Below are 21,021 nucleotides of genomic sequence, written 5' to 3' on the forward strand. Positions count from 1 at the left end.
GTTCTGGGGTGCGGGGGTGATGCTGCGGATGTCGACGTCGCTGATTCGGACCCTGCGCGAGGATCCGGCGGACGCGGAGGTGCCGAGCCACCGGTTGCTGCTGCGGGCCGGGTACATCCGGCGGGCGGCACCGGGTGGCTACACCTGGCTGCCGCTGGGCCGGCTGGTCCTGGAGCGGGTCACCGAGATCGTGCGGGCCGAGATGGCCGCGATCGGCGACCAGGAGGTGCACTTTCCGGCGCTGCTGCCCGCCGAGCCGTACCGCACCAGCGGGCGGTGGACCGAGTACGGCGACGACATCTTCACCCTGGCCGACCGGCGCGGTGCCGAGCACCTGCTGGCACCGACCCACGAGGAGTTGGCCGCGCTGCTGGTCAAGGAGCTGTTCACCTCGTACCGCGATCTGCCGGTGACGCTGTTCCAGATCCAGACCAAGTTCCGCGACGAGGCCCGTCCCCGCGCCGGTCTGCTGCGCGGACGCGAGTTCCTGATGAAGGACGCGTACTCCTTCGACCTGGACGACGAGGGCCTGCGGGCCGCGTACGGCCGGCACCGCGCGGCGTACCAGCGGATCTTCGACTGGCTCGGCCTCGACTACACGGTGGTGCACGCCATGTCGGGCGCGATGGGTGGCTCCGCGTCCGAGGAGTTCCTGGCCACCACGGCGGTCGGCGAGGACACCTACGTCGGCTGCACCGACTGCCACTACGCGGCGAACACCGAGGCGGTGACCACGCCCGCACCGGCGGCCGGCGACCCGCAGGCGCAGCCGGCGCCCGAGGTACACGACACGCCGGAGACGCCGACCATCGCCAGCCTGGTCGCGCTGGCGAACGACCGCCGGCTGGCCGGCCGGGACGACTGGTCGGCCGCCGACACCCTGAAGAACGTCGTGCTGACGGTACGCCGGCCCGGCGCCGAAGCGCCGGAACTGCTGGTGGTCGGGCTGCCCGGAGATCGGGAGGTCGACCTGAAACGGCTGGCCGCCGCGCTGGCACCGGCCACGGTGGACGTCTTCGACGCCTGGGACGAGCATCCCGAGCTGGTGCGGGGCTACCTCGGACCGCAGATCCTCGGCAAGATCGGCGTCCGCTACCTGGTCGATCCCCGGGTCGTGCCGGGCACGGCCTGGCTGACCGGGGCGAACGAGCCGGGCCGGCACGCCACGAACGTGGTGTGCGGCCGGGACTTCACCCCGGACGGCACGGTCGAGGCCGCCGAGGTACGTCCCGATGACCCCTGCCCGGCCTGTGCCACCGGCCGGTTGACCATGCGCCGGGGCATCGAGATCGGACACATCTTCCAACTCGGTCGTCGCTACACCGACGCCTTCGCGGTGGACGTGCTCGGTCCACAGGGCAAGCCGGTCCGGCCCACCATGGGCTGCTACGGCATCGGGGTGTCCCGGGCGGTGGCGGCGATCGCCGAGCAGCACCACGACGATCGGGGCCTGGTGTGGCCGACGTCGGTCGCGCCGTGCGACGTCCATCTGGTGGCCGCCGGCAAGGGTCCGCAGCTCGACGCCGCGCTCGACCTCGGCGCCCGGCTCGCCGAAGCGGGGCTGCGGGTGCTTGTCGACGACCGGACCGCCGTCTCCGCCGGGGTGAAGTTCACCGACGCCGAGCTGATCGGCATCCCCCGCACCGTCGTGGTCGGACGCCGCCTGGCCGACGGGTACGTCGAGGTGCGCGACCGGGTGACGGGGGAGCGCACCGAGCTACCCGTGGCGGACGTGCTGGAGAAACTGTTGCACGGGTAGGCGGAAACATGGTGTAGCCGTCAGGTGACGGGGTAACGCATCCCGATCGGCTCAACGTTGCTCTGGAGGGCTCTCTGATGACCGGTTACCGGGTCGCTGACGTGATGACCAGGCAGGTGATCTACCTGCCGGCGGAGACCACCCTCGACGAGGCGGCCAGGGTGATGAAGGAGGCCGACATCGGCGACGTCGTCGTCACCGACGGCGCGAACCTGGCCGGCATCCTGACCGACCGCGACATCGTGGTACGCGCGGTGGCGGAGAACGCCGACGCCAGCACCACCACCATCGGTTCGATCGTCACCCGCGAGGTTGTCATGATCGAGCAGTTCTGCACCGCGGGTGAGGCCGCGTCGCTGATGCGTGAGCGCGGCATTCGGCGCGTGCTGGTCTGCGACAACGAGCGCAAGCTGGTCGGCATCGTCTCCCTCGGCGACCTCGCCATGCAGCTCGACCCCACCTCGGCGCTCGGCGAGATCAGCGAGCAGTCGCCCACGGTGTGAGGAAGGCCGCCGGTAGCCTGGCGGGATGCCCGAGATGCCGAGCAAGCTGGCCGAGATCGTCGACGAGTTCGCCGCCGCGCCACGTGACGTGGTGCTGGAGATGCTGCTGGAGTACTCCGACGCCGTGCCGCCGCTGCCCGCCGGGCATCCCGGGCACGAGGGCATGGAGCAGGTCGTGGAGTGCCAGACCCCGTTCTTCCTGCGCGCCGAGGTGACGTCCGAGGGCACCGTCGACACCCTGTTCGACTGCCCGCCGGAGGCACCCACCACCCGGGCGTTCGCCGGCATCCTCGCCGAAGGGCTGGCCGGTGCCACCCCGGAACAGGTCCTCGCCGTCCCGGACGACCTGTACCAGCGGATGGGTCTGGCGCAGGCGATCAGCCCGCTGCGGGTACGCGGCGGCACCGCCATCCTCGCCCGGCTCAAGCGGCAGGTGCGCGAACAGACGGCGTGAGCCGGGCGGCAGTCGGGAACAGACCTGCCGGTCAGCGGGTTGTTCCCGGTCATGGAGATCGACATCTACGCCGACGTGGTCTGCCCCTGGTGCTGGATCGGCCGCCGCCGACTGGCGCAGGCACTCGCGTCGTACGACGGCACGGTGACCGTCCGGCACCGGCCGTTCCAGCTGGACCCGTCGCCGGTGCCGTCGCCGCGTCCGACGCTCGACGTGCTGGCTGAGAAGTTCGGTGGCCCGGAGCAGGCCCGGCAGATGGTCGCCCGGGTCGCCGAGGTGGGCGCGAGCGTGGGTCTGGACCTGCGCTTCGACCGGGCGATCGCGGCGAACACCTTCGACGCGCACCGGCTGACCAACTGGGCCGGTCAGCGGGACCGGGACGGTGAGCTGGTCGAGGCTCTGCACCGGGCCCACTTCACCGACGGCGTCGACATCGGCTCGCGGGAGGCGCTGGCCGGGGTGGCCGCGACCGTCGGGCTGGACGGCGACGAGGCCCGCCGCTTCCTCGACTCCGACGAAGGGGTGGCCGAGTTGCGGGCCGAGCTGGCCGCCGCCCGGCAGCTCGGGGTGACGAGCGTGCCCACCTTCGTGCTCGCCGGCAGGTACGGCGTCACCGGGGCGCAGGAACCGGAAACCCTGCTCGCCGCTCTTGCCGAGGTGGCGCAGCGCGAGGCCGCCGCACACTGACAGCCATCGACGTCGTTGATGTTTCACGTGCAACGACATCGATTCCGGTCGACGGTCAGGCCGGTCTGGCCAGGTCCTCCACCACCCGCGCGCCGGGCAGCGCGGCCAGCGCCGCACCCGGCAGCGCGATCTTGCTGTGCCGTACGCCCGACCCGATCACCACGTACGGCGTGGTCACCACCCGCGCGTCGACCAGGATCGGCCACTGCAACGGCAGCCCGATCGGGGTGATCCCGCCGTACTCCATGCCGGTCAACTCCACCGCGTCGGCCATCGGCGCGAAGCTCGCCTTGCGGACGTCCAGCGCCCGGCGCGCCACCCCGTTCACGTCCGCCCGGGTGGTGGCGAGCACCAGGCAGGCCGCGTACCGGGTCACTCCCTCGCGCTTACCGGCCACGACCACGCAGTTGGCCGACTCGTCCAGCCCGACGTCGTACGCGGCGCAGAACGCCGCGGTGTCGGCGAGGTCGGCGTCGATCGGCGCGACCAGCACCGCGTCGACGTCCACCGGCGCGTCGGCCGGCCACCGGGCGAGCGCGGCGGCGACCGGCGCGGCCAACAGGTCGGTACGGGTGCGGGCGGGCTCGGTCTTCAGCGTTCCCATCACGCCTGTGATCGTCGCATCCGCAGCCGGCGACGCGGACCGGGGACCGGAGGCCGGCAACTCAGCCCTCGCTGGTCAGGAAGCCGTGTCGTTCCAGCATCGCCCGGTCCCGGGAGGCGGCCATCTCCTCCGCCCGCGCGGCCTGGACCCGGCGCACCTCGATGTCCTCCATCGCGTGCCGCACCGCGAGTCGGATCACGCCGTAGAGGAAGACGAACCCGCAGACGTACAGGAGACTGGTGATGACGAACGTGAGCATGGCTCGACGGTAGGGCGAACGTGAACCCGAGCAGGTGTCATCGCGCCGCTGTTCGCCCGTACGTGTCGGACAGGTAGTCGGCCCAGGTCCGCCGGCCAGCCGGTCGGGCGTCGGTGACCAGGCCACCGCCGCGCAGTTCCCGGCCGAGGCGGCCGGGGAAACGGATCGGCAGCAGCGGGCGACGGGAGCCGCGCGCCTGCCGCCAGGCCCGCACCGCAGCGTCGAAGCGCTGCACCTCGGGGCCGCCGTACTCGACGATGCCGCCGCGTGCCCCGACCCGGAGCAGCTCGACCAGCTTGTCCGCCACCTCGCCGACGTCGACCGGCTGGGCCAGCACCGCCCGGTCACCGATGACCGGGCCGAGTTTGCTGGACAGCCGCAGCAGCTCGTCGACGAACGGGAAGAACTGGGTGGCCCGCAGCACCGTCCACGGCACCGTGCCGTCGGCGATGACCCGCTCTGCGGCCAGCTTGTGCCGGTAGTACGAGTAGGGCACCCGGTCCACGCCGACGATCGAGACGTAAACCAGGTGCTGCACTCCGGCATCGGCGGCGGCATCGACCAGACGGCGGGTGCCGAGCACGTCGATCTGGTGGGTTCGCCGGGTCGGCGAGGACGCCAGGTGCAGCACCGCGTCCACGTCGGTCACCGCCGCGGCGATCCCGTCGCCGGTGGCCAGGTCCGCCACCACCCACCGCACCCCCGATCCGGTACGCGGCCGGCGGCTGGTGGCCCGCACCTCGTAGCCCGCGTCGACCAGCCGGGGCAGCACCTCCCGGCCCAGCGTGCCGCCCGCCCCGGTCACCAGTACGCGCATGTCGACCTCCCTCGTCACCTGCCCGCTCGACGGAACGAGCCGTCCTCGACGTGACCGGCTGTGAGCGGACTCACTTCGCCAGGTCGAGCACGGTGATCACCACGAAGAGCCCGATGACCGCCTCGCTGACCAGCCAGGAATGGCTGTTCGCCCAGTCCCGCAGACGCGGCAGCACGGCCGCCGCCCGGCGACCGAGCAGCAGCAACGCCAGCAGCGGAAGGGCGAGCAGGGCCAACGTGAGCAGCACGAAGGGCAGCAGGTGCCACCACGGCAGATCGTGCCGAGCGGCGCTGGCTCCGACGGTGGCCATGGTCAGGTCGTCGGAGGGCATCCCCAGGAACAGCAGCAGACCCACCTTCGCCGCGTACCCGGGGCCAGCGTGCTGGAGCTGACCCATCCACCGAGGCGGCCCCGCGTGCCGGCGCAGGAACACCACCACCGCCAGCACCGCGAGCAGCGCCAGCACGAACCAGTCGATCCACCGCTCGACGGTGCCCCGACCCGCACCGGTGAAATTGATCTTGAATAGGTGGACCGCCAGCCAGGCCAGCGTCGTGCCACCGAGGACGACGAGCGCCGCACCCGCCAGATAGCCCAGCGAGGCAGCCCGTGGCCGGTCGGACGAGGCGAAGAAGACCGCCGCCACCAGTTGCGTGCCGGCGACCATCACCACAGCCAACGGCAGCAGCGTCAGGAAGGTCATCGCCAGCCCATCCTGCCGGCTACCCCGACCGCGCACCGCCACTTCCGCAATCCGCCCACCACCCGGCCCGGTCAGCAGGCACCCGGACCGGTCAGACCGACACCGCTCCCGGCAGACACCCGGCCCGGTCGGACCGACACCGATCGGCAGGCACCCGGCCGTCAGACCGAGACCGGACGCGGCGCCGGCACGACCCGACCGGCGAGCAGCGCACCAACCAGGGCGAGTCCGGCCGCCACGGCGAGAGTCAGCCCGTAGTCGAAGCGGCCCGGTGCCGCCCCGGCGGCGAGCACCGCACCGGTCAGCGCCAGCACCGTCGCCGACGCGAGCGAGTCGCACAGTTGCAGCGACGAACTGTTACGCCCCTGCTCGCCGGGAGCCGACAACTCGAGGGTGAGCGCCGACAGCGACGGAAAGAGCAGACCCATGCCGAGCCCGGCGACCGCCCAGCCGAGAATGCCCACCCATACCGGCACCGCCGGGACGACGCAGCCGCCCACCACCGCGGTACCGGCCGTGATGCAGGTGAGGCCGGCCCTCGGCAGGGTGCCCCGGGACCGGGGTGACCGGATCCGCGCCTGCAACCACGAGCCGAGCGACCAGGACAGCGCCCCGGTGGTCAGCACCAGCCCCGCCGCCGTCGGCGTGAATCCCCGCTCCCGCGACAGCATCAACGGGATCACCACCTCGGCACCGACGAACGCGGCCGAGGCCAGCCCCCGCAGCCCGACCACGGTGGGCAGGCCGCGACCGGCACGCAGGAACCCGGCCGGCAGCAGTCGCGGAACGCAGCTCACCATGCCGACCAGGGCGAGCCCGACCAGCGAAGCGGCGGCGACGCCACGCTGCTGACCCCCGATGTGCAACAGAGCGGCGCTCACCCCCGCCCCGCAGGCCCAGCCGATCCGCGCCAGCGCCCCGACGGAGCGGCGGACCGGACCGGCCACCCCGATCGACCGCAGCCCCGGATGGATCAACAGCACCGCCGGCACCGCCACCACCGGCACCGCCAGGAACACCCACCGCCAGCCGACGTGCTCCACGACCAACCCCGCCACCACCGGACCGACAAGCGACGGAACCACCCAGGCCGCAGCGAACGCGGCGAAGATGCGGCGGTGCAACTGCTCCGGGTACGCCTGCCCGACGATCACGTACAGCGCCACCGACAGCAGGCCCGAACCGAAGCCCTGCACGATCCGACCCACCACCAGTGTCGCCATGTCGGTGACCGCGCCGGCGAGCAGCAACCCGGCGACGAACCCGGCGAGACCTGCCCACATGGGCGCACGCGGACCGCGACGGTCACACCAGATTCCGGAGAGCACCATCGCCACCACGCCGGCCGCGAACGGACCACCGAAGGCGATCCCGTACAACGCGAGACCGTCCAGGGCCCGGGCGACCGTGGGCATGGCGGTGCCGACCGCCAACGCCTCGAACGCCAGCAACGAGACGAGCGCCACGCTGCCCACCGTCATGGCCCGCAGTCGAGGGGCGAACAGCGACTCGGCGGGGACCGGGGACGGGGCGATCAGCATGGGGCAAGCCTCGGACCTCAACCCGCCTTCAGGTCAAGGGTGACGCGGCTTACCTCAGGCCGACTCCAGCGCCTCGCCTAGCCCTTTGGCCAGACCGGACAGGTGCTGGTCGGCCAGCAGGTGCCCGGCCGTGATCACCAGCGCCAAGGGCCACTCGATCACCTGGAACGCGGTCAGCACCCCGATGCCGGCGTAGTAGGTCAGCTTGTCGGGTGGCGGCACCGCCACCTCCCCCAGCCACGGCACGTTCACCCGGCGGGTGAACGCCTGCAACGTCTCCCGGGTCCCACTGAGTTGTCGTGTCAGCGCACTCATCTCGCCTCCCCTACCGATGACGCCCACCTCGGATTCCTCCGCCGCAGCCGTCCATGCCCGGCCGAGCAGGAAACTTTTCCCAGCTCCGAGGGGCATAAGGGACGTCCGGCCGGGAAGCCAGGCCGCCGGGCACGAACGGTGGGAGGCGAAATGCGGTTTGGCGCCGTCGGAGTACCTCCGGTGGTGGAAGCCGCCTCCCACCGCGTCGGTGCCACCGCGACCCGGCTGGCCCGGGCGGCCGGGCTGACCAGCCGGCGGGTGTGGTCCCGTCCCGGCCGGCACCACATCGAGGTCCACGGTGTCTGCCAGGACGGCGGCGACACCCTCGCCCGTCAGGTCGAGACGGCGTTGGAACGAATGCCGGGAGTCACCTGGGCGCGGGTCAACGCCCCCTCCGGCCGCGTGGTCGTCGCCGTCGACACACCGGGACCGAAGGTACGGGAGCTGGTCGCCACCATCTCCCGCGTCGAACGGACCTGCCCACACGAACCGGATCCGGAGATCCCACCGCCGCACCCACCCGAGGAGGGTCCACGGACCCCGCGTACCCTCGGCGCCCTCGCCTCCGACGCGCTCGGCCTGACCATCTCCGCGGCCACCCGGATCCTGCCCGTCACCCCGGTCCCCGGCGAGGTCTCCGGACTGCTCACCGCCATCGACCTGCACCCGAAGCTGCACGCCCTCGCCGGCCTCGGACTACGCCGCGACCCCCGCGCCGAAGTCCTCTTCCCACTCGCCGAGGCGGTGGTGCAGGGCCTCACCGGCGGCTGGACGGGAATAGTGCTCGACGGCGCACAACGGATCGTGCAGTGGGGTGAGGGGCTGGCCCAGCTGCGTGCCTGGGAGAAGGCCGAACCCCGGCTCACCGGCGACCCGGACCGCGCCGTCGCGCGTACTCCCGACTACGAGCGGCCCTGCCCGAAGCCCGACGGCTCCGTCGAGCGGTACATCAACCGGATGCTCGCCGGCGGCGCGGCCGCCTTCGCCGCCGCGACGCCCGTGGTGGGCCCGAAACGGGCCGCCGCCCTGTGCCTGTCCGCGCTGCCCAAGGCGCCCGGCAGCGGACGCGAGGGGTACGCGGCCCAACTCGGCCGGATCCTCGCCCGACGCGGCGTCATCGCGATGGACCGCAGCGTGCTGCGCGAACTCGACCGCATCGACACGCTGGTACTCGACGCCCGGATCCTCGGCTCCGACCGGGGCGTCCTGGCCGACCTGGCCCCGCTACCCGGAGTCGACACGTCCCAGGTCGCCGCCCAGGCGTTCACCCTCTTCGAACCGGCCGCACCGCACGACGTACACCAGCTCGACGGTTGGCGGCTCGGCCCGCTGGACCGGCTCGACGTGCACGACCCCGGCGACACCGACGACAGCCGACGGCTCCGCGCACGCGGCGGCACCCTGCTCGGCCTGGCCCGGGCCGACGCCCTCACGGCCGTGCTGCGGGTCGAACCGGAGCCGGCACCCGGTGTCGAAGCCCTGCCGACCGTCGCCCGGCAGGCCGGTCTGCGACTCGTCGTGGCCGGCGGCGACCCGCAGCGGTACGCCTCCGCCGACGCGCTGATGCCCGGCGACGACCAGCTCACCGAGTCGGTACGCGCCCTGCAACGGGAGGGCGCGGTGGTGATGCTCGTCAGCGGCGACCGCAGCGCTCTCGCCGCTGCCGACTGCGGCCTGGGCCTCGCCGACCCCGACGATCCACCGCCCTGGGGGGCACACCTGCTGGTCGGTACCGACCTGCGGGTCGTCTCCCTGCTCATCGAAGCGGCCGGGGTGGCCCGGCGGATGACCGCACAGAACCTGCGCATCGGACTGGCCGGCACCGGCCTCGGCGCCCTCGGTGCCCTCACCGCCGACCCGGCCCTGCTGCCCGGCCGTGCGCTCGCCTCGGTCAACGGTGCGGCGGCGCTGGCCTTCGCACACGGTGTTTGGCGGGCCGGTCGGTTGACCGAGACGAACGTCGCGCCCGCACCCGCGATCACCGCCTGGCATCTGATGCCGGTGCCCACCGTCATCGACCAGCTCGGCACCGGCCGCGACGGGTTGACCGAGACCGAGGCCGAACGGCGACACTCCGCTCGCCCGGGTCAGGCCGCCGGCCCCGGCGGGCTGCTCCGCGCCTTCGTCGACGAACTCGCCAACCCGCTCACCCCGGTGCTCGCCGCCGGAGCGGTGCTCTCCGCCAGCTTCGGCTCCCTCGTCGACGCCGCCCTGGTCGGCGGGGTCGTCGGAGCGTCCGCGCTGGTCGGCGCGGTACACCAGCGCAACACGGAGAAGTCGCTGGCCGAGCTGCTGTCCCGCTCAGCGGTGACCGCCCGGGTCCGCCGCGACGGCGTCGAACGGGTGGTACCCGCCGACGACCTCGTCCCCGGTGACGTGATCGTGCTCGAATCCGGCGACGCCGTACCCGCCGACTGCCGGGTGTTGACCTCCGTCGGACTGGAAGCCGACGAGTCCTCCCTGACCGGTGAGTCCCTGCCGGTCACCAAGACCGACCAACCGGTGGTCGCCGCCGCCGTGGCCGAGCGCTCCTCGATGGTCTACGAGGGAACCAGCATCGCCGCCGGCCGGGGCGACGCCGTGGTCGTGGCCACCGGCGCGGACACCGAGGCCGGACGCAGCCTCGCCCTGGCCGGGCAGGCGCCACCGGTCAGCGGGGTCGAGGCCCGCCTGGGCAAGCTGACCCGCACCGCCATCCCACTCGCCGCCGGGTCGGCGGTCGCGGTGGCCGGCGCCGGGCTGCTGCGGGGCGTACCGCTGGCCCAGACGGCCGCGACCGCCGCGAACCTGGCCGTCGCCTCGGTGCCCGAGGGACTGCCGTTCCTGGTCAGCGCCGCCCAACTGGCCGCCGCCCGACGACTCGCCGAACACGGTGCGCTGGTCCGCAACCCGCGCACCATCGAGGCGCTGGGCCGGGTCGACGTGCTCTGCTTCGACAAGACCGGCACCCTCACCGAGGGGCACCTGATGCTGGCCGGGGTGGGTGACGCCGGCTCGTACTCCCCGCTGGAACACCTCGACGACCGGTTGCGACGCACCCTGGCCGCGGCGTTGCGGGCCACCCCGGCGGCCGACGACCCCGAGGAACTCTCCATGCAGACCGACCGGGCGGTGCTGCGGGGCGCCCGCGCCGCCGGTGTCGAGGAACACGACGGGGCGGCCGGCTGGCGGGCCGTCGGTGGTCTCCCGTTCGAACCGTCGCGCGGCTACCACGCCAGCGTCGGAAGAACCGACGGTGGGTCGCTGCTCAGCGTCAAGGGCGCACCGGAGGCGGTCCTGCCCCGCTGCACCGCGAACCGCGTCGCCGGACGCGACGAACCGCTCGACGACGCCGGCCGCGCCGAACTGCACCGGTTGCTCGGCGAACGCGCCGGTGCGGGACACCGGATCCTCGCCGTCGCCGAGTGCACCGTCACCGACCCGGACATCACCGACGAGGGCGTACGCGGCCTGGTCTTCACCGGGTTCCTGGCCATCGCCGACGGAGTACGCGCCAGCGCCGCGCCGGCCGTCCGCCGGATCCGGCAGGCGGGCGTGCACACCATCATGATCACCGGCGACCATCCGGCAACGGCCGAGGCGATCGCCGCCACCATCAGCGACGGCGACGCCCAACGGGTGGTCACCGCCACCGAACTCGATGAACTCGACGACAATGCCCTCGCCGAGCGGCTGGCCGGCACCGACGTGGTCGCCCGCTGCACCCCGGCCCACAAGGTCCGCATCATCCAGGCGTTGCAGAAGTGCGGTCGGACCGTCGCGATGACCGGCGACGGCGCCAACGACGCCCCCGCCATCCGGCTGGCCGACGTGGGCATCGCCCTCGGCCAACGGGGCACCCCGGCGGCGCGTGCCGCCGCCGACCTGGTGGTCACCGACGACCGGCTGGAGACCATCATCGCCACCCTGGTCGAAGGGCGGGCGATGTGGTCCTCGGTCCGCCACGCGCTGAGCATCCTCGTCGGCGGTAACCTCGGCGAGATCGCGTTCAGCGTGCTGACCGCCGCCGCCACCGGCCGAGCCGCGCTCAACGGACGCCAACTGCTGCTGGTCAACCTGCTCACCGACCTGGCACCCGCACTGGCCATCGCCGTGCGGCCGCCCGCCGGCGACCACGCCGACGGGCTGCTCCGCGAAGGACCGGACAGCTCACTCGGTCAGACCATGACCCGGGAGATCGGGTTGCGGGCCGCCGCCACCACCCTCGGTGCGACCACCGGCTGGACACTCGCCCGCTACACCGGCACCCGGCGACGCGCCGGCACCGTCGCCCTGGTCTCCCTGGTGGGCACCCAGCTCGGCCAGACCGTGCTGGCCGGCGGCACCAGCCCGACCGTGCTCGCCTCCACCGCCGCGTCCTTCGGCGTGCTGGCCGCGGTCGTGCAGACCCCCGGACTGAGCCAGTTCTTCGGCTGCACCCCGCTGGGACCGGTCGGCTGGACCATCGCCACCGGATCCGCGCTCGGCGCCACCCTCGCCAACGGCGCCCTCACCCGCCTCGTCGCACGCTTCCCGCAATCCGAAGGCGAGCAGGCCGAAGGCGAGCAGGCCGGCGACCAGCGGGACGACGGCGACGGAGTCGACGGCGGGCGAGCGGACGACCAGCCGCACGTCGGCTGGCCGACCGACAGCGGACGGGAAGCCGCTGCGCACCCCGGGTGACCCGCGTCAGACCTGTTGCTCGTGGGCGGCGGGATCCCAGGTGGCTGCGGCGCGGCGCAGCCGGTCGTTGACCGCCCGCCCCACACCGGTGTCCGGTACCGGCTCCGCGACAATCTCGGTCACCCGGGCGGCGTCCAGTCGATGCAGCGCGTCGAAGAGGCGGGCCGCCGCCTCGGTCAGGTCACCGGAGGCGGAGAGCACCTCCACCGCCGCCCAGTCGCCCGCCGGCCGGTCCCGGAACGCCAGATACCCGCGCCCCGCACCCACCGGCCCCGCGCCGGACACCAGCCGCAACGGCGTACGCGGCGCGTAGTGCGCGGCCAAGGTGCCCGGTGCGACCGGCTGCCCCGAGCTACCTGGCCGCACCGTCACCGGCCCGGTCACCTTCTCCAACTCCTCGACCGGCAACGCACCGAGCCGCAGCACCACCGGATGATCCCCCCGGGCGTCCACGATCGTCGACTCGATCCCACAGCGGGTCGGCCCGCCATCGAGCACCATGTCCACGGCCGCACCCAGCCCACGCACCACGTGCTCGGCACGGGTGGGACTGAGCTGGCCGAACCGGTTCGCGCTAGGCGCGGCCACCGGAACCCCGGCAGCGGCGATCAGCCGCCGAGCGTGCTCGTGATCCGGTACCCGCACCGCCATGCTGTCCAGCCCGGAGGTCACGATCGGCGGAATCTCGGCCGGTCGATCCACGATCAGGGTCAACGGCCCCGGCCAGAACCGGGCGGCCAACGCCGCCACGGCCGGCGACACCGGCCCCACAAGCGGCTCCAGGTCCGCCGCGTCGGCGAGATGGGTGATCAGCGGATCGAAACTCGGCCGCTGCTTGGCCTCGAAAATCCGGGCCGCCGCCCGCGCGTCCAACGCGTTCGCACCCAGCCCGTAGACCGTCTCCGTCGGAAAGGCCACCAAGCCACCCGTACGCAACACGGCAGACGCCTCGCCGAGGTCACCATCGGCAGGCAGGACACGAGGAGATCCCATGCTCACCCCTCCGACGCTAGCCTGCCGCCGACCACCTGCCCTGCGTCACCCCGGACCACCGCTCGCTGATTTCAGCGCTGACAACGTCGGCTCCTCCCGCGGAGAGGGAACCCTCATCGCAGCGGTTGTTGGTCATCAGCTCGCGAAATCCGGAAACAGGAGCAGGTCGAACCACAGTCCCTGACCGTCGAGTTCCAACGGCTGGCTGCTGCCCGAGAGGCTGGGCGGGCCGGCGTAGGTGCCGGTGAGGGTGTAGAGGCCCGGGTCGACGGCGACTTGGAAGATGCCGTCCGGGCCGGTGACAACCTCTACCCCAGCCGGCTCCAGTCGGATCGTCGCCCCCTCCACCGGCAACCAGGTGTTCGCGTCAATGGCTCGGCCCTGGAGGCTCCAGACGGCGTAGACCGTGAAGGCGCCCTGCGTCATGGGGCTGATCCGACCTCTGCGGTCGACCGACACCGCGTACACCGGACGCTCACCGGTCACGTTGCCTACGTCGATCGTCACAGTGGCTGTTCCGTCCTGCGCAGCCGGCACCTCGCTGCCCAGGGTGGTGTTGCCGACGCTGTACCGAAACCGGGTCACCGGTCGCTCACCGCTCACGCCGAACCGGATGGCAAGCTGACCACCTGCGGAAACGCTGTTCCCGTCCGGGAAGTCGACTACTGGCGGACCGGGCACCTTCGCCTCGACAGCCGCCGACGCCGGCGACGCCATCAGAGTCGAGCCGGTGGCGAGCAGAAGCAGGGAGGCGGCCATCCCAACGAGCCTGCGGCGAGTTGAACGGGTGCGTGCACCCAACGTTGAATCGACAGACATCCGAGCCCCCGCGTCAATACGTCATGGAAAGATCAACTTAGCCAAGAGAATGCCACCCGTCAATGCTTTTGGAAGGCGCCGCCTGCTCGAACCGCACCTCGCCAGAGCTACTGGCGGGGGAGGGCTCAGTGGCCGAGGCGCGACGGACGCGAATGGTCTCCGCTGCCCAGCGGAGACCTCTACACCTCGGGCCAGATCCTCCACCGAAACCAGCACGGCGGACGGACGGCCGTGCGCGTCACCCGCTCGTGGTGGTCGTGTACCCGCCCCACCAGCTCAGAAAGCCCGATGGTTCACATGAGACCAGATATCGCCACATACAGCAGGCCAGAAAGATGCGTGGAGCCCAGGGGACTCGAACCCCTAACCCCTGCCTTGCAAAGGCAGTGCTCTGCCAGTTGAGCTAGGGCCCCGTCGCGGCGTTGGTGCCGCAGGTCAGAGCGGACGGTGTCAGCGCAGGTCCGGCGAGGTGGTCGCCTCGTGCCAGAGGGCGCGCTCGTCGTTGGCTTCCTTGACCTTCTTGGCCACCACCGCGGCCACGCCGACGACACCGACCAGGATCAACAGCTTCTTGAACATCGGGGCTGCCCCTCACGCTCGACGTGCCGTCGGACCATGTGCGGTGGGGCTAGCTGGAATCGAACCAGCGACCTCAGAGTTATCAGCTCTGCGCTCTAACCGACTGAGCTATAGCCCCGCGTAGCGACGAGCAAGGTTAACCCATCCGCCCAGCGCCCCCCAAATCGGGGCCAGGCCCACCAGCCACCCCACGCCGCCCCCTGAACCTACCCGAGTAGCAGGACCCGGTACACCGGGTTAACCGTGTGCACGACCCCCGGCGGACCCCTCCCGCCGGATGCGGCATCCCGCGCGATCCGGGCCGCCGCAGACCCCCGCATACGGCATCCCACGTCGGACCCAGCCGCCGACCCCGTGCGGACCTGGCCGCCGGAGACGTCGGTATGCGGCGTCCGCACCGGCAGAGCGGGCGCTACGGGTACGGAAACGCCGGCCCGCATCGCCGTAGAGGGCGGCGCGGGCCGGCGTCGACGAACGGGTCAGTCCCGCTCGGCGAGGGTCAGCTCGATGCCGCCCACCAGGTCGGCGCAGACGTTGTAGACGAACGCACCGAGGGTGGCCAGCGCGGTGAACAGCACGACGTTCACCAGGCCGATCAACGCCGAGCTGAAGATCACACCACGTGCGGTGATCTGGAAGCCCTCCGTGCCCTGCCCGCCACCCGCGTTGACCAGGTCACCGAGGCTGTCGTTCACGCTGCTGAACACGCCCATCGCGTCCAACGCCAGGTACAGCACCGAGGTCGCCACGACGATGACGATGAACAGCACCACCGACACCGCGAAGGCGAACTTCATCACCGACCACGGGTCGATCCGCTTGAGGTTCAGCCGGGCCCGGCGCGGCCCGCGCGAGGCGGCCGAGCTGACCGAGGTACGCGCCGCGCGTACCGCCTCACCGACCCGTGCGGCACCCACCGCGGAGCTGACCCCCGGCGGCAGCCCGCCACCGTTGGCCGGGCGACCGAGCCCGAACGACCGGGTCGCGTCCGGCTTCGGACCGACCCCGGTCACCCGGGGCTGGGTGCCGGTCGTGCCGGTGCTGGCCGCCGGCAGAACCCCGGTGGTGCCCGCCGAAGGCTTGCCGGCAGGAACAGCCGCGGACTGGGTAGGTGACGGCTTGCCGAGGGGGCTTGTGCTGGCCTCCGTGGCGCTGCCCCCGTCGGTCGACTTCGCCTCGGCGTCGTCGCCCTCCGGCCCGTCCGTCGGCTTGTCGGGTGGCGGGGCCATACCGGGAGCCCGGGTGAATTTCGGGGCAGGCGCGTCGGCAGGGACGGTGGCCCGACCCACGGCCGCGCGGCCGGTCGTTGGCGTGCCGCTCTTCGCGGCCTCCTCGTCGACCGGGTTGGCCGAGGTCCCCGCGTTCCCCGACTTCGCCTGTGTCTCCGTCATTCAACTAGTCCTGTTCGTCAGGCTCGTCGGCATTTCGAGCAATCGCCACGATAGTCACGCCGTCCGGAAGGTCCATCAGCTTGACCCCCATTGTGTTCCGGTCACGCGTACGGCGTACAGGCTTCACCGGAGTCCGGATGACGCCACCGTTGCTGGTGATAGCGAACAGCTCATCGTCCGGGTCGATCACGACAGCGCCGACCAGACCACCGCGTCGCTCGGTGATCTTCGCAGTCAGCACACCCTTACCTCCCCGGCCCTGCACCGGGTATTCCTCGATCGGGGTACGTTTCGCGTACCCGCCGTTCGTGGCCACGAGAACGTCCAGACCCTCCCGGACGACCTCCATGGCCAACAGCTCATCTTCCTCGCTGAAGCGCATGCCGATCACGCCGGAGGTCGCCCGACCCATCGGGCGCAGGGCCTCGTCCGTGGCGTTGAACCGGATCGCCTGGGCGTTCTTGGAGACCAGCAGCAGGTCGTCGGTGGGGCCGGCGAGCGCAGCACCGACCAGCTCGTCCTCATCGCGCAGGTTGATCGCGATGATGCCGCCGGACCGGTTGGAGTCGAACTCCTCAAGCCGCGTCTTCTTCACCAGACCGTTCTTCGTCGCCAGGACCAGGTAGGGAGCCACCTGGTAGTTCGGGATCTCGATGATCTGTGCGATCTGCTCGTCCGGTTGGAAGGCGAGCAGGTTGGCCACGTGCTGACCCTTGGCCACCCTACTGGCCTCCGGAAGCTCGTACGCCTTGGCCCGGTACACCCGCCCCTTGTTCGTGAAGAACAGCATCCAGTCGTGCGTCGAGCAGACGAAGAAGTGGCTGACGATGTCGTCCTGCCGCAACGAGGCGCCACTGACACCCTTGCCGCCCCGCCGCTGCGAGCGATAGAGATCAACCTTGGTTCGCTTGGCGTACCCGGTCCGGGTGATGGTGACGACCACGTCCTCCCGCGCGATGAGGTCCTCCATCGAGACCTCACCGTCGAACGGAATGATTTTGGTGCGTCGTTCGTCGCCCCACTTGGCGACGATCTCCCCCAACTCCTCCGAGACGATCCGACGCTGCCGCTCCGGCTTGGCCAGGATGTCCTTGAGGTCGGCGATCTCCACCTCCAGCTTGGCCAACTCGTCGAGGAGCTTCTGCCGCTCCAGCGCGGCGAGCCGGCGCAGCTGCATGTCCAGGATCGCGGTCGCCTGGATCTCGTCGATCTCCAGCAGCCGGATCAGACCCTGCCGGGCGTCCTCCACCGTCGGCGAGCGCCGGATCAAGGCGATCACCTCGTCGAGCGCGTCCAGCGCCTTGGCCAGGCCGCGCAGAATGTGCGCCCGCTCCTCCGCCTTACGCAGCCGGAACGCCGTCCGCCGCCGGATCACCTCGATCTGGTGCTCGACGTAGTAGCGGATGAACTTCGCCAGGTTCAGCGTGCGTGGCACCCCGTCGACCAGCGCCAGCATGTTGGCGCCGAAGGTCTCCTGGAGCTGGGTGTGCTTGTAGAGGTTGTTCAGCACCACCTTGGCGACCGCGTCGCGCTTGAGCACCAGCACGATCCGCATGCCGGTACGCCCGGAGGACTCGTCGCGGATGTCGGCGATCCCGCCGAGCTTGCCCTCCTTGATCAGCTCCGCCATCCGCTCGGCCAGGTTGTCCGGGTTCACCTGGTACGGCAGCTCGCTGACCACCAGCGCCGGCCGACCCCGCTTGTCCTCCTCCACCTCGACCACGGCCCGCATCCGGATCGAGCCGCGACCCGTGCGGTACGCGTCCTGGATCCCCGACTGTCCGACGATCAGACCGTGGGTGGGGAAGTCCGGGCCCTTGACGATCTCCAGTAGGGCTTCGAGAGTGGTGGCCTCGTCGGCCTCCGGGTTCTCCAGGCACCACTGCACCGCCGCGCCGATCTCGCGCAGATTGTGCGGCGGGATCTTGGTGGCCATGCCGACCGCGATGCCCTCGGACCCGTTGACCAGCAGGTTCGGGATCCGCGACGGCAGGATGGTGGGCTCCTTGGCCCGACCGTCGTAGTTGTCCTGCAGGTTGACGGTGTCCTCGTCGATGTCCCGCAGCATCTCCATCGCCAGCGGGTCGAGCTTGCACTCGGTGTATCTCATGGCCGCAGCCGGATCATTTCCGGGCGAGCCAAAGTTGCCGTTGCCGTCGACCAGGGGGTAGCGCAGTGACCAGGGCTGGGCCATCCGGACCAGCGCGTCGTAGATGGGCGAGTCGCCGTGCGGGTGGAACTGGCCCATCACGTCGCCGACGACCCGGGAGCACTTCACGTAGCCCCGGTCCGGCCGGTAGCCGGAGTCGAACATGGCGTACAGGATCTTGCGGTGGACCGGCTTGAGCCCGTCCCGGACGTCCGGCAGCGCCCGCCCGACGATGACGCTCATCGCGTAGTCGAGGTACGAGCGCTGCATCTCCACCTCGAGCCCGACCGGCTCGATCCGGTCGCGCGAGACGACGGCGGCCAGCGGCTCGGGGACCTCGGGCGTGTCAGGTGTGGACTCGGGGGAATCGGTCACTGTTAACCCTTATCAGACTGAGTGTCGCTTTTGCGCTGTGGATAACGGCTGTGGATACCGGCCAAGCTGTGGATAACTCTGTGGACCCGTACCGGGCCGGAACGCTCCGGCCCGGTACGGCGTCCGTCAGATGTCCAGGAAGCGCACGTCCTTGGCGTTGCGCTGGATGAACGAGCGGCGCGCCTCCACGTCCTCGCCCATCAGCACGCTGAACAGCTCGTCGGCGGTTGCCGCGTCGTCCAGGGTCACCTGGCGCAGCGTACGGGTGGCCGGGTTCATCGTGGTCTCCCACAGCTCCGGGTAGTTCATCTCGCCGAGACCCTTGAACCGCTGGATGTCGTCCGGCTTGGCGCTCGCCTTCTTCTGCTGGCGCAGCGCGATCAGCCCGTCGCGCTCCCGGTCGGAGTACGCGTACTGCGCGTCGTCGCCCTTCCGGTTCCACTTGATCTTGTAGAGCGGGGGGGCGGCCAGGTAGACGTGGCCCAGTTCCACGAGTGGGCGCATGAAGCGGAACAGCAGGGTGAGCAGCAGCGTCTGGATGTGCTGGCCGTCGACGTCGGCGTCGGCCATCAGCACGATCTTGTGGTACCGCAGCTTCTCGATGTCGAAGTCGTCGTGGATGCCGGTGCCCAACGCGGTGATCAGCGCCTGCACCTCGTTGTTCTTCAGCACCCGGTCGATCCGGGCCTTCTCCACGTTCAGGATCTTGCCGCGGATCGGCAGGATCGCCTGGGTACGCGGGTCGCGTCCCTGCTTGGCCGAGCCGCCGGCCGAGTCACCCTCGACGATGAACACCTCGGACTCGCGCGGGTCGGTGGACTGGCAGTCGGCCAGCTTGCCCGGCATCGAGCCGGACTCCAGCAGCGACTTGCGTCGGGCCAGCTTGCGGGCCTGTTGGGCGGCGATCCGGGCGCGGGCGGCCTGGGAGGCCTTGGTGATGATGATCTTCGCTTCGGCGGGGTTGCGGTCCAGCCAGTCGACCAGCCGGTCGTTGCAGACCCGCTGGACGAAGCTCTTGACCGGCGTGTTGCCGAGCTTGGTCTTGGTCTGGCCCTCGAACTGCGGGTTGGTCAGCTTGACCGAGATGATCGCGGCGAGGCCCTCGCGGATGTCCTCGCCGGAGAGCTTCTCGTCGCCCTTGAGCAGCTTCTTTTCCGCACCGTAGCGGTTGACGACGCTCGTCAACGCGGCCCGGAAGCCCTCCTCGTGGGTGCCGCCCTCGTGCGTGTTGATGTTGTTCGCGAAGGTGTAGACCGACTCGCCGTACGACTCGTTCCACTGCATGGCGATCTCGAGTGACATGCCCTCTTCCTCGGCCCCGTACTCGATCACCGTCTTGTGGATCGGGGTCTTCGAGGCGTTGAGGTGGCGAACGAAGTCGGCGATGCCGCCGTCGTACTTGAAGGTGACCTCGCGGAGCTTGCCCTCCTCGCCCTCCGCGACCCGCTCGTCCAGCAGGTGGATGGTGAGGCCACGGGTCAGGAACGCCATCTCCTGGAGCCGGCGGTAGATCGTCTGGAGGTCGAAGTCGACGGTCTCGAAGACGTTCGGGTCGGGCCAGAAGGAGACCGCCGAGCCGGTGCGGTCGGTCGGCTCGCCCTTCTCCAGGGTGGTCGGCTTGGAGTGGTGGTACTGCTGCCGCCACACGAAGCCGTCCTTGTGGATCTCCACCGCCATCCGGGTGGAGAGGGCGTTGACCACGCTGACGCCGACGCCGTGCAGACCGCCGGAGACCGCGTACGCCTTGCCGTCGAACTTGCCGCCCGCGTGCAGGACGGTCAGGGCCACCTCGACACCCGGCTTCTTGAGCTTGGGATGCAGGTCGACCGGGAATCCCCGGCCGTTGTCGGTGACCCGGACGCCGCCGTCGGCGAGCAGCACCACGTCGATGGTGTCGCAGTAGCCGGCCAGCGCCTCGTCCACCGCGTTGTCGACGACCTCCCACACGAGGTGGTGCAGGCCGCGTTCGCCGGTGGACCCGATGTACATACCGGGCCGCTTGCGGACCGCCTCCAGCCCCTCGAGAACGGTGATCGACTCGGCGCCGTACTGCTGATTGTCCTGCGCTGCCACCCTCGGCCACTTTCTCGCGCCCGGCGCGCCACAGGGCACGTCGAACGCGGGTTCGGCGGACAGACACGACGTCGGCACGCGGACCGGCACCGGGGACAAATCCGGGGTACGGGTCGAACGCGCCGGTCGCCGCGGTCGCCCGCGGATCGCGATCGGCTCGACCCGAGTCGGACGGATGATCGCGGGCCCGCACCGGACCCGTGACCCGTCACTCCGCACCGGGTCTTCGTCTCACGCCAATCTTACTGTGCGCGGGCGATAGAACCACCACTCGGCACCCCTTCGCAGCGGCTCAGATCTCCGTAGCGGGCCGAATCGCGCTGTCCGCGACTCCCCCT

The 21,021-nt window shown here is 71.1% G+C and carries 17 protein-coding genes and 2 tRNA genes; 5 read left to right on the forward strand and 14 right to left on the reverse strand.

All coding sequences use genetic code 11. The features are described from left to right. Positions 1–16: 16 nt before the first annotated feature. The 4 genes from O3597_RS24745 (at position 17) to O3597_RS24760 (ending at position 3,403) form a co-directional block, all read left to right on the forward strand. Positions 17–1,759 (forward strand): proline--tRNA ligase, encoded by a 1,743-nt coding sequence (locus tag O3597_RS24745; protein WP_281604629.1) that lies wholly within the window; start codon positions 17–19, stop codon positions 1,757–1,759. Positions 1,760–1,836: 77 nt separating this feature from the next. Beyond that, positions 1,837–2,262 (forward strand): CBS domain-containing protein, encoded by a 426-nt coding sequence (locus O3597_RS24750; protein WP_164448748.1) that lies wholly within the window; start codon positions 1,837–1,839, stop codon positions 2,260–2,262. Positions 2,263–2,287: 25 nt separating this feature from the next. Next, positions 2,288–2,716, forward strand: a complete 429-nt coding sequence (locus O3597_RS24755) for a SufE family protein (protein ID WP_164448749.1) — start codon at positions 2,288–2,290, stop codon at positions 2,714–2,716. Between the two features lie 51 nt (positions 2,717–2,767). Further along, positions 2,768–3,403, forward strand: coding sequence for a DsbA family oxidoreductase (locus O3597_RS24760; RefSeq protein ID WP_281602529.1), 636 nt, complete (start codon positions 2,768–2,770; stop codon positions 3,401–3,403). 55 nt (positions 3,404–3,458) lie between these two features. On the opposite strand, the gene O3597_RS24765 is transcribed toward O3597_RS24760, so the two are convergent. The 6 genes from O3597_RS24765 to O3597_RS24790 form a co-directional block, all read right to left on the reverse strand. Next, entirely contained in the window at positions 3,459–4,007 is a 549-nt protein-coding gene (locus O3597_RS24765; RefSeq protein WP_281604630.1) for a YbaK/EbsC family protein, read from the reverse strand. A 61-nt stretch (positions 4,008–4,068) separates the two neighbouring features. Continuing rightward, positions 4,069–4,266, reverse strand: a complete 198-nt coding sequence (locus O3597_RS24770) for a hypothetical protein (RefSeq protein ID WP_164448751.1) — start codon at positions 4,264–4,266, stop codon at positions 4,069–4,071. Between the two features lie 37 nt (positions 4,267–4,303). Further along, positions 4,304–5,083: an NAD(P)H-binding protein gene (locus O3597_RS24775; RefSeq protein WP_281602530.1), complete on the reverse strand. Its 780-nt coding sequence runs from the start codon at positions 5,081–5,083 to the stop codon at positions 4,304–4,306. A gap of 70 nt (positions 5,084–5,153) precedes the next feature. After that, the gene (locus tag O3597_RS24780) at positions 5,154–5,786 is read right to left on the reverse strand and encodes a GAP family protein (protein WP_164448753.1); all 633 of its coding nucleotides are present in this window, start codon (positions 5,784–5,786) and stop codon (positions 5,154–5,156) included. A gap of 161 nt (positions 5,787–5,947) precedes the next feature. Next, a complete protein-coding gene (locus O3597_RS24785) occupies positions 5,948–7,327 on the reverse strand; it encodes an MFS transporter (RefSeq protein WP_281602531.1) in 1,380 nt (459 codons plus the stop codon). A gap of 54 nt (positions 7,328–7,381) precedes the next feature. Next, positions 7,382–7,642, reverse strand: coding sequence for a hypothetical protein (locus O3597_RS24790; RefSeq protein WP_164448754.1), 261 nt, complete (start codon positions 7,640–7,642; stop codon positions 7,382–7,384). A 150-nt stretch (positions 7,643–7,792) separates the two neighbouring features. Here O3597_RS24790 and O3597_RS24795 point away from each other — a divergent pair, with 150 nt between their 5' ends. Continuing rightward, complete coding sequence (locus O3597_RS24795; protein ID WP_281602532.1) at positions 7,793–12,304, forward strand: HAD-IC family P-type ATPase; 4,512 nt, start codon at positions 7,793–7,795, stop codon at positions 12,302–12,304. A gap of 6 nt (positions 12,305–12,310) precedes the next feature. Here the strand turns inward: O3597_RS24795 and O3597_RS24800 are convergent, their stop codons facing one another. The 8 genes from O3597_RS24800 to gyrB form a co-directional block, all read right to left on the reverse strand. Then, positions 12,311–13,279: an L-threonylcarbamoyladenylate synthase gene (locus O3597_RS24800; RefSeq protein WP_164448903.1), complete on the reverse strand. Its 969-nt coding sequence runs from the start codon at positions 13,277–13,279 to the stop codon at positions 12,311–12,313. A gap of 153 nt (positions 13,280–13,432) precedes the next feature. After that, positions 13,433–14,056 (reverse strand): hypothetical protein, encoded by a 624-nt coding sequence (locus O3597_RS24805; protein WP_281602533.1) that lies wholly within the window; start codon positions 14,054–14,056, stop codon positions 13,433–13,435. 400 nt (positions 14,057–14,456) lie between these two features. After that, positions 14,457–14,529 (reverse strand) — tRNA-Ala (locus O3597_RS24810). Positions 14,530–14,566: 37 nt separating this feature from the next. Then, the gene (locus O3597_RS24815) at positions 14,567–14,695 is read right to left on the reverse strand and encodes a DLW-39 family protein (protein ID WP_210936323.1); all 129 of its coding nucleotides are present in this window, start codon (positions 14,693–14,695) and stop codon (positions 14,567–14,569) included. Between the two features lie 44 nt (positions 14,696–14,739). Next, positions 14,740–14,813, reverse strand: a tRNA-Ile gene (locus O3597_RS24820). A 361-nt stretch (positions 14,814–15,174) separates the two neighbouring features. Beyond that, a complete protein-coding gene (locus O3597_RS24825; RefSeq protein ID WP_281602534.1) occupies positions 15,175–16,086 on the reverse strand; it encodes a DUF3566 domain-containing protein in 912 nt (303 codons plus the stop codon). A 4-nt stretch (positions 16,087–16,090) separates the two neighbouring features. After that, a complete protein-coding gene (gene gyrA, locus O3597_RS24830) occupies positions 16,091–18,610 on the reverse strand; it encodes a DNA gyrase subunit A (RefSeq protein WP_281602535.1) in 2,520 nt (839 codons plus the stop codon). A gap of 126 nt (positions 18,611–18,736) precedes the next feature. Next, positions 18,737–20,683, reverse strand: coding sequence for a DNA topoisomerase (ATP-hydrolyzing) subunit B (gyrB, locus tag O3597_RS24835; RefSeq protein ID WP_164448758.1), 1,947 nt, complete (start codon positions 20,681–20,683; stop codon positions 18,737–18,739). Positions 20,684–21,021: the final 338 nt, after the last annotated feature.

The organism is Verrucosispora sp. WMMA2044 (assembly GCF_027497155.1).
Lineage (GTDB): Bacteria > Actinomycetota > Actinomycetes > Mycobacteriales > Micromonosporaceae > Micromonospora > Micromonospora palythoicola.

What these genes read in the sequence shown, in the direction of transcription:
- O3597_RS24750 (WP_164448748.1), top strand. Translation starts at nt 1,837, where the DNA reads ATGACCGGTTACCGGGTCGCTGACGTGATGACCAGGCAGGTGATCTAC.
- O3597_RS24755 (WP_164448749.1), top strand. Translation starts at nt 2,288, where the DNA reads ATGCCCGAGATGCCGAGCAAGCTGGCCGAGATCGTCGACGAGTTCGCC.
- O3597_RS24760 (WP_281602529.1), top strand. Translation starts at nt 2,768, where the DNA reads ATGGAGATCGACATCTACGCCGACGTGGTCTGCCCCTGGTGCTGGATC.
- O3597_RS24765 (WP_281604630.1), bottom strand. Translation starts at nt 4,007, where the DNA reads ATGGGAACGCTGAAGACCGAGCCCGCCCGCACCCGTACCGACCTGTTG.
- O3597_RS24770 (WP_164448751.1), bottom strand. Translation starts at nt 4,266, where the DNA reads ATGCTCACGTTCGTCATCACCAGTCTCCTGTACGTCTGCGGGTTCGTC.
- O3597_RS24775 (WP_281602530.1), bottom strand. Translation starts at nt 5,083, where the DNA reads ATGCGCGTACTGGTGACCGGGGCGGGCGGCACGCTGGGCCGGGAGGTG.
- O3597_RS24780 (WP_164448753.1), bottom strand. Translation starts at nt 5,786, where the DNA reads ATGACCTTCCTGACGCTGCTGCCGTTGGCTGTGGTGATGGTCGCCGGC.
- O3597_RS24785 (WP_281602531.1), bottom strand. Translation starts at nt 7,327, where the DNA reads ATGCTGATCGCCCCGTCCCCGGTCCCCGCCGAGTCGCTGTTCGCCCCT.
- O3597_RS24790 (WP_164448754.1), bottom strand. Translation starts at nt 7,642, where the DNA reads ATGAGTGCGCTGACACGACAACTCAGTGGGACCCGGGAGACGTTGCAG.
- O3597_RS24795 (WP_281602532.1), top strand. Translation starts at nt 7,793, where the DNA reads ATGCGGTTTGGCGCCGTCGGAGTACCTCCGGTGGTGGAAGCCGCCTCC.
- O3597_RS24805 (WP_281602533.1), bottom strand. Translation starts at nt 14,056, where the DNA reads ATGGCCGCCTCCCTGCTTCTGCTCGCCACCGGCTCGACTCTGATGGCG.
- O3597_RS24815 (WP_210936323.1), bottom strand. Translation starts at nt 14,695, where the DNA reads ATGTTCAAGAAGCTGTTGATCCTGGTCGGTGTCGTCGGCGTGGCCGCG.
- O3597_RS24825 (WP_281602534.1), bottom strand. Translation starts at nt 16,086, where the DNA reads ATGACGGAGACACAGGCGAAGTCGGGGAACGCGGGGACCTCGGCCAAC.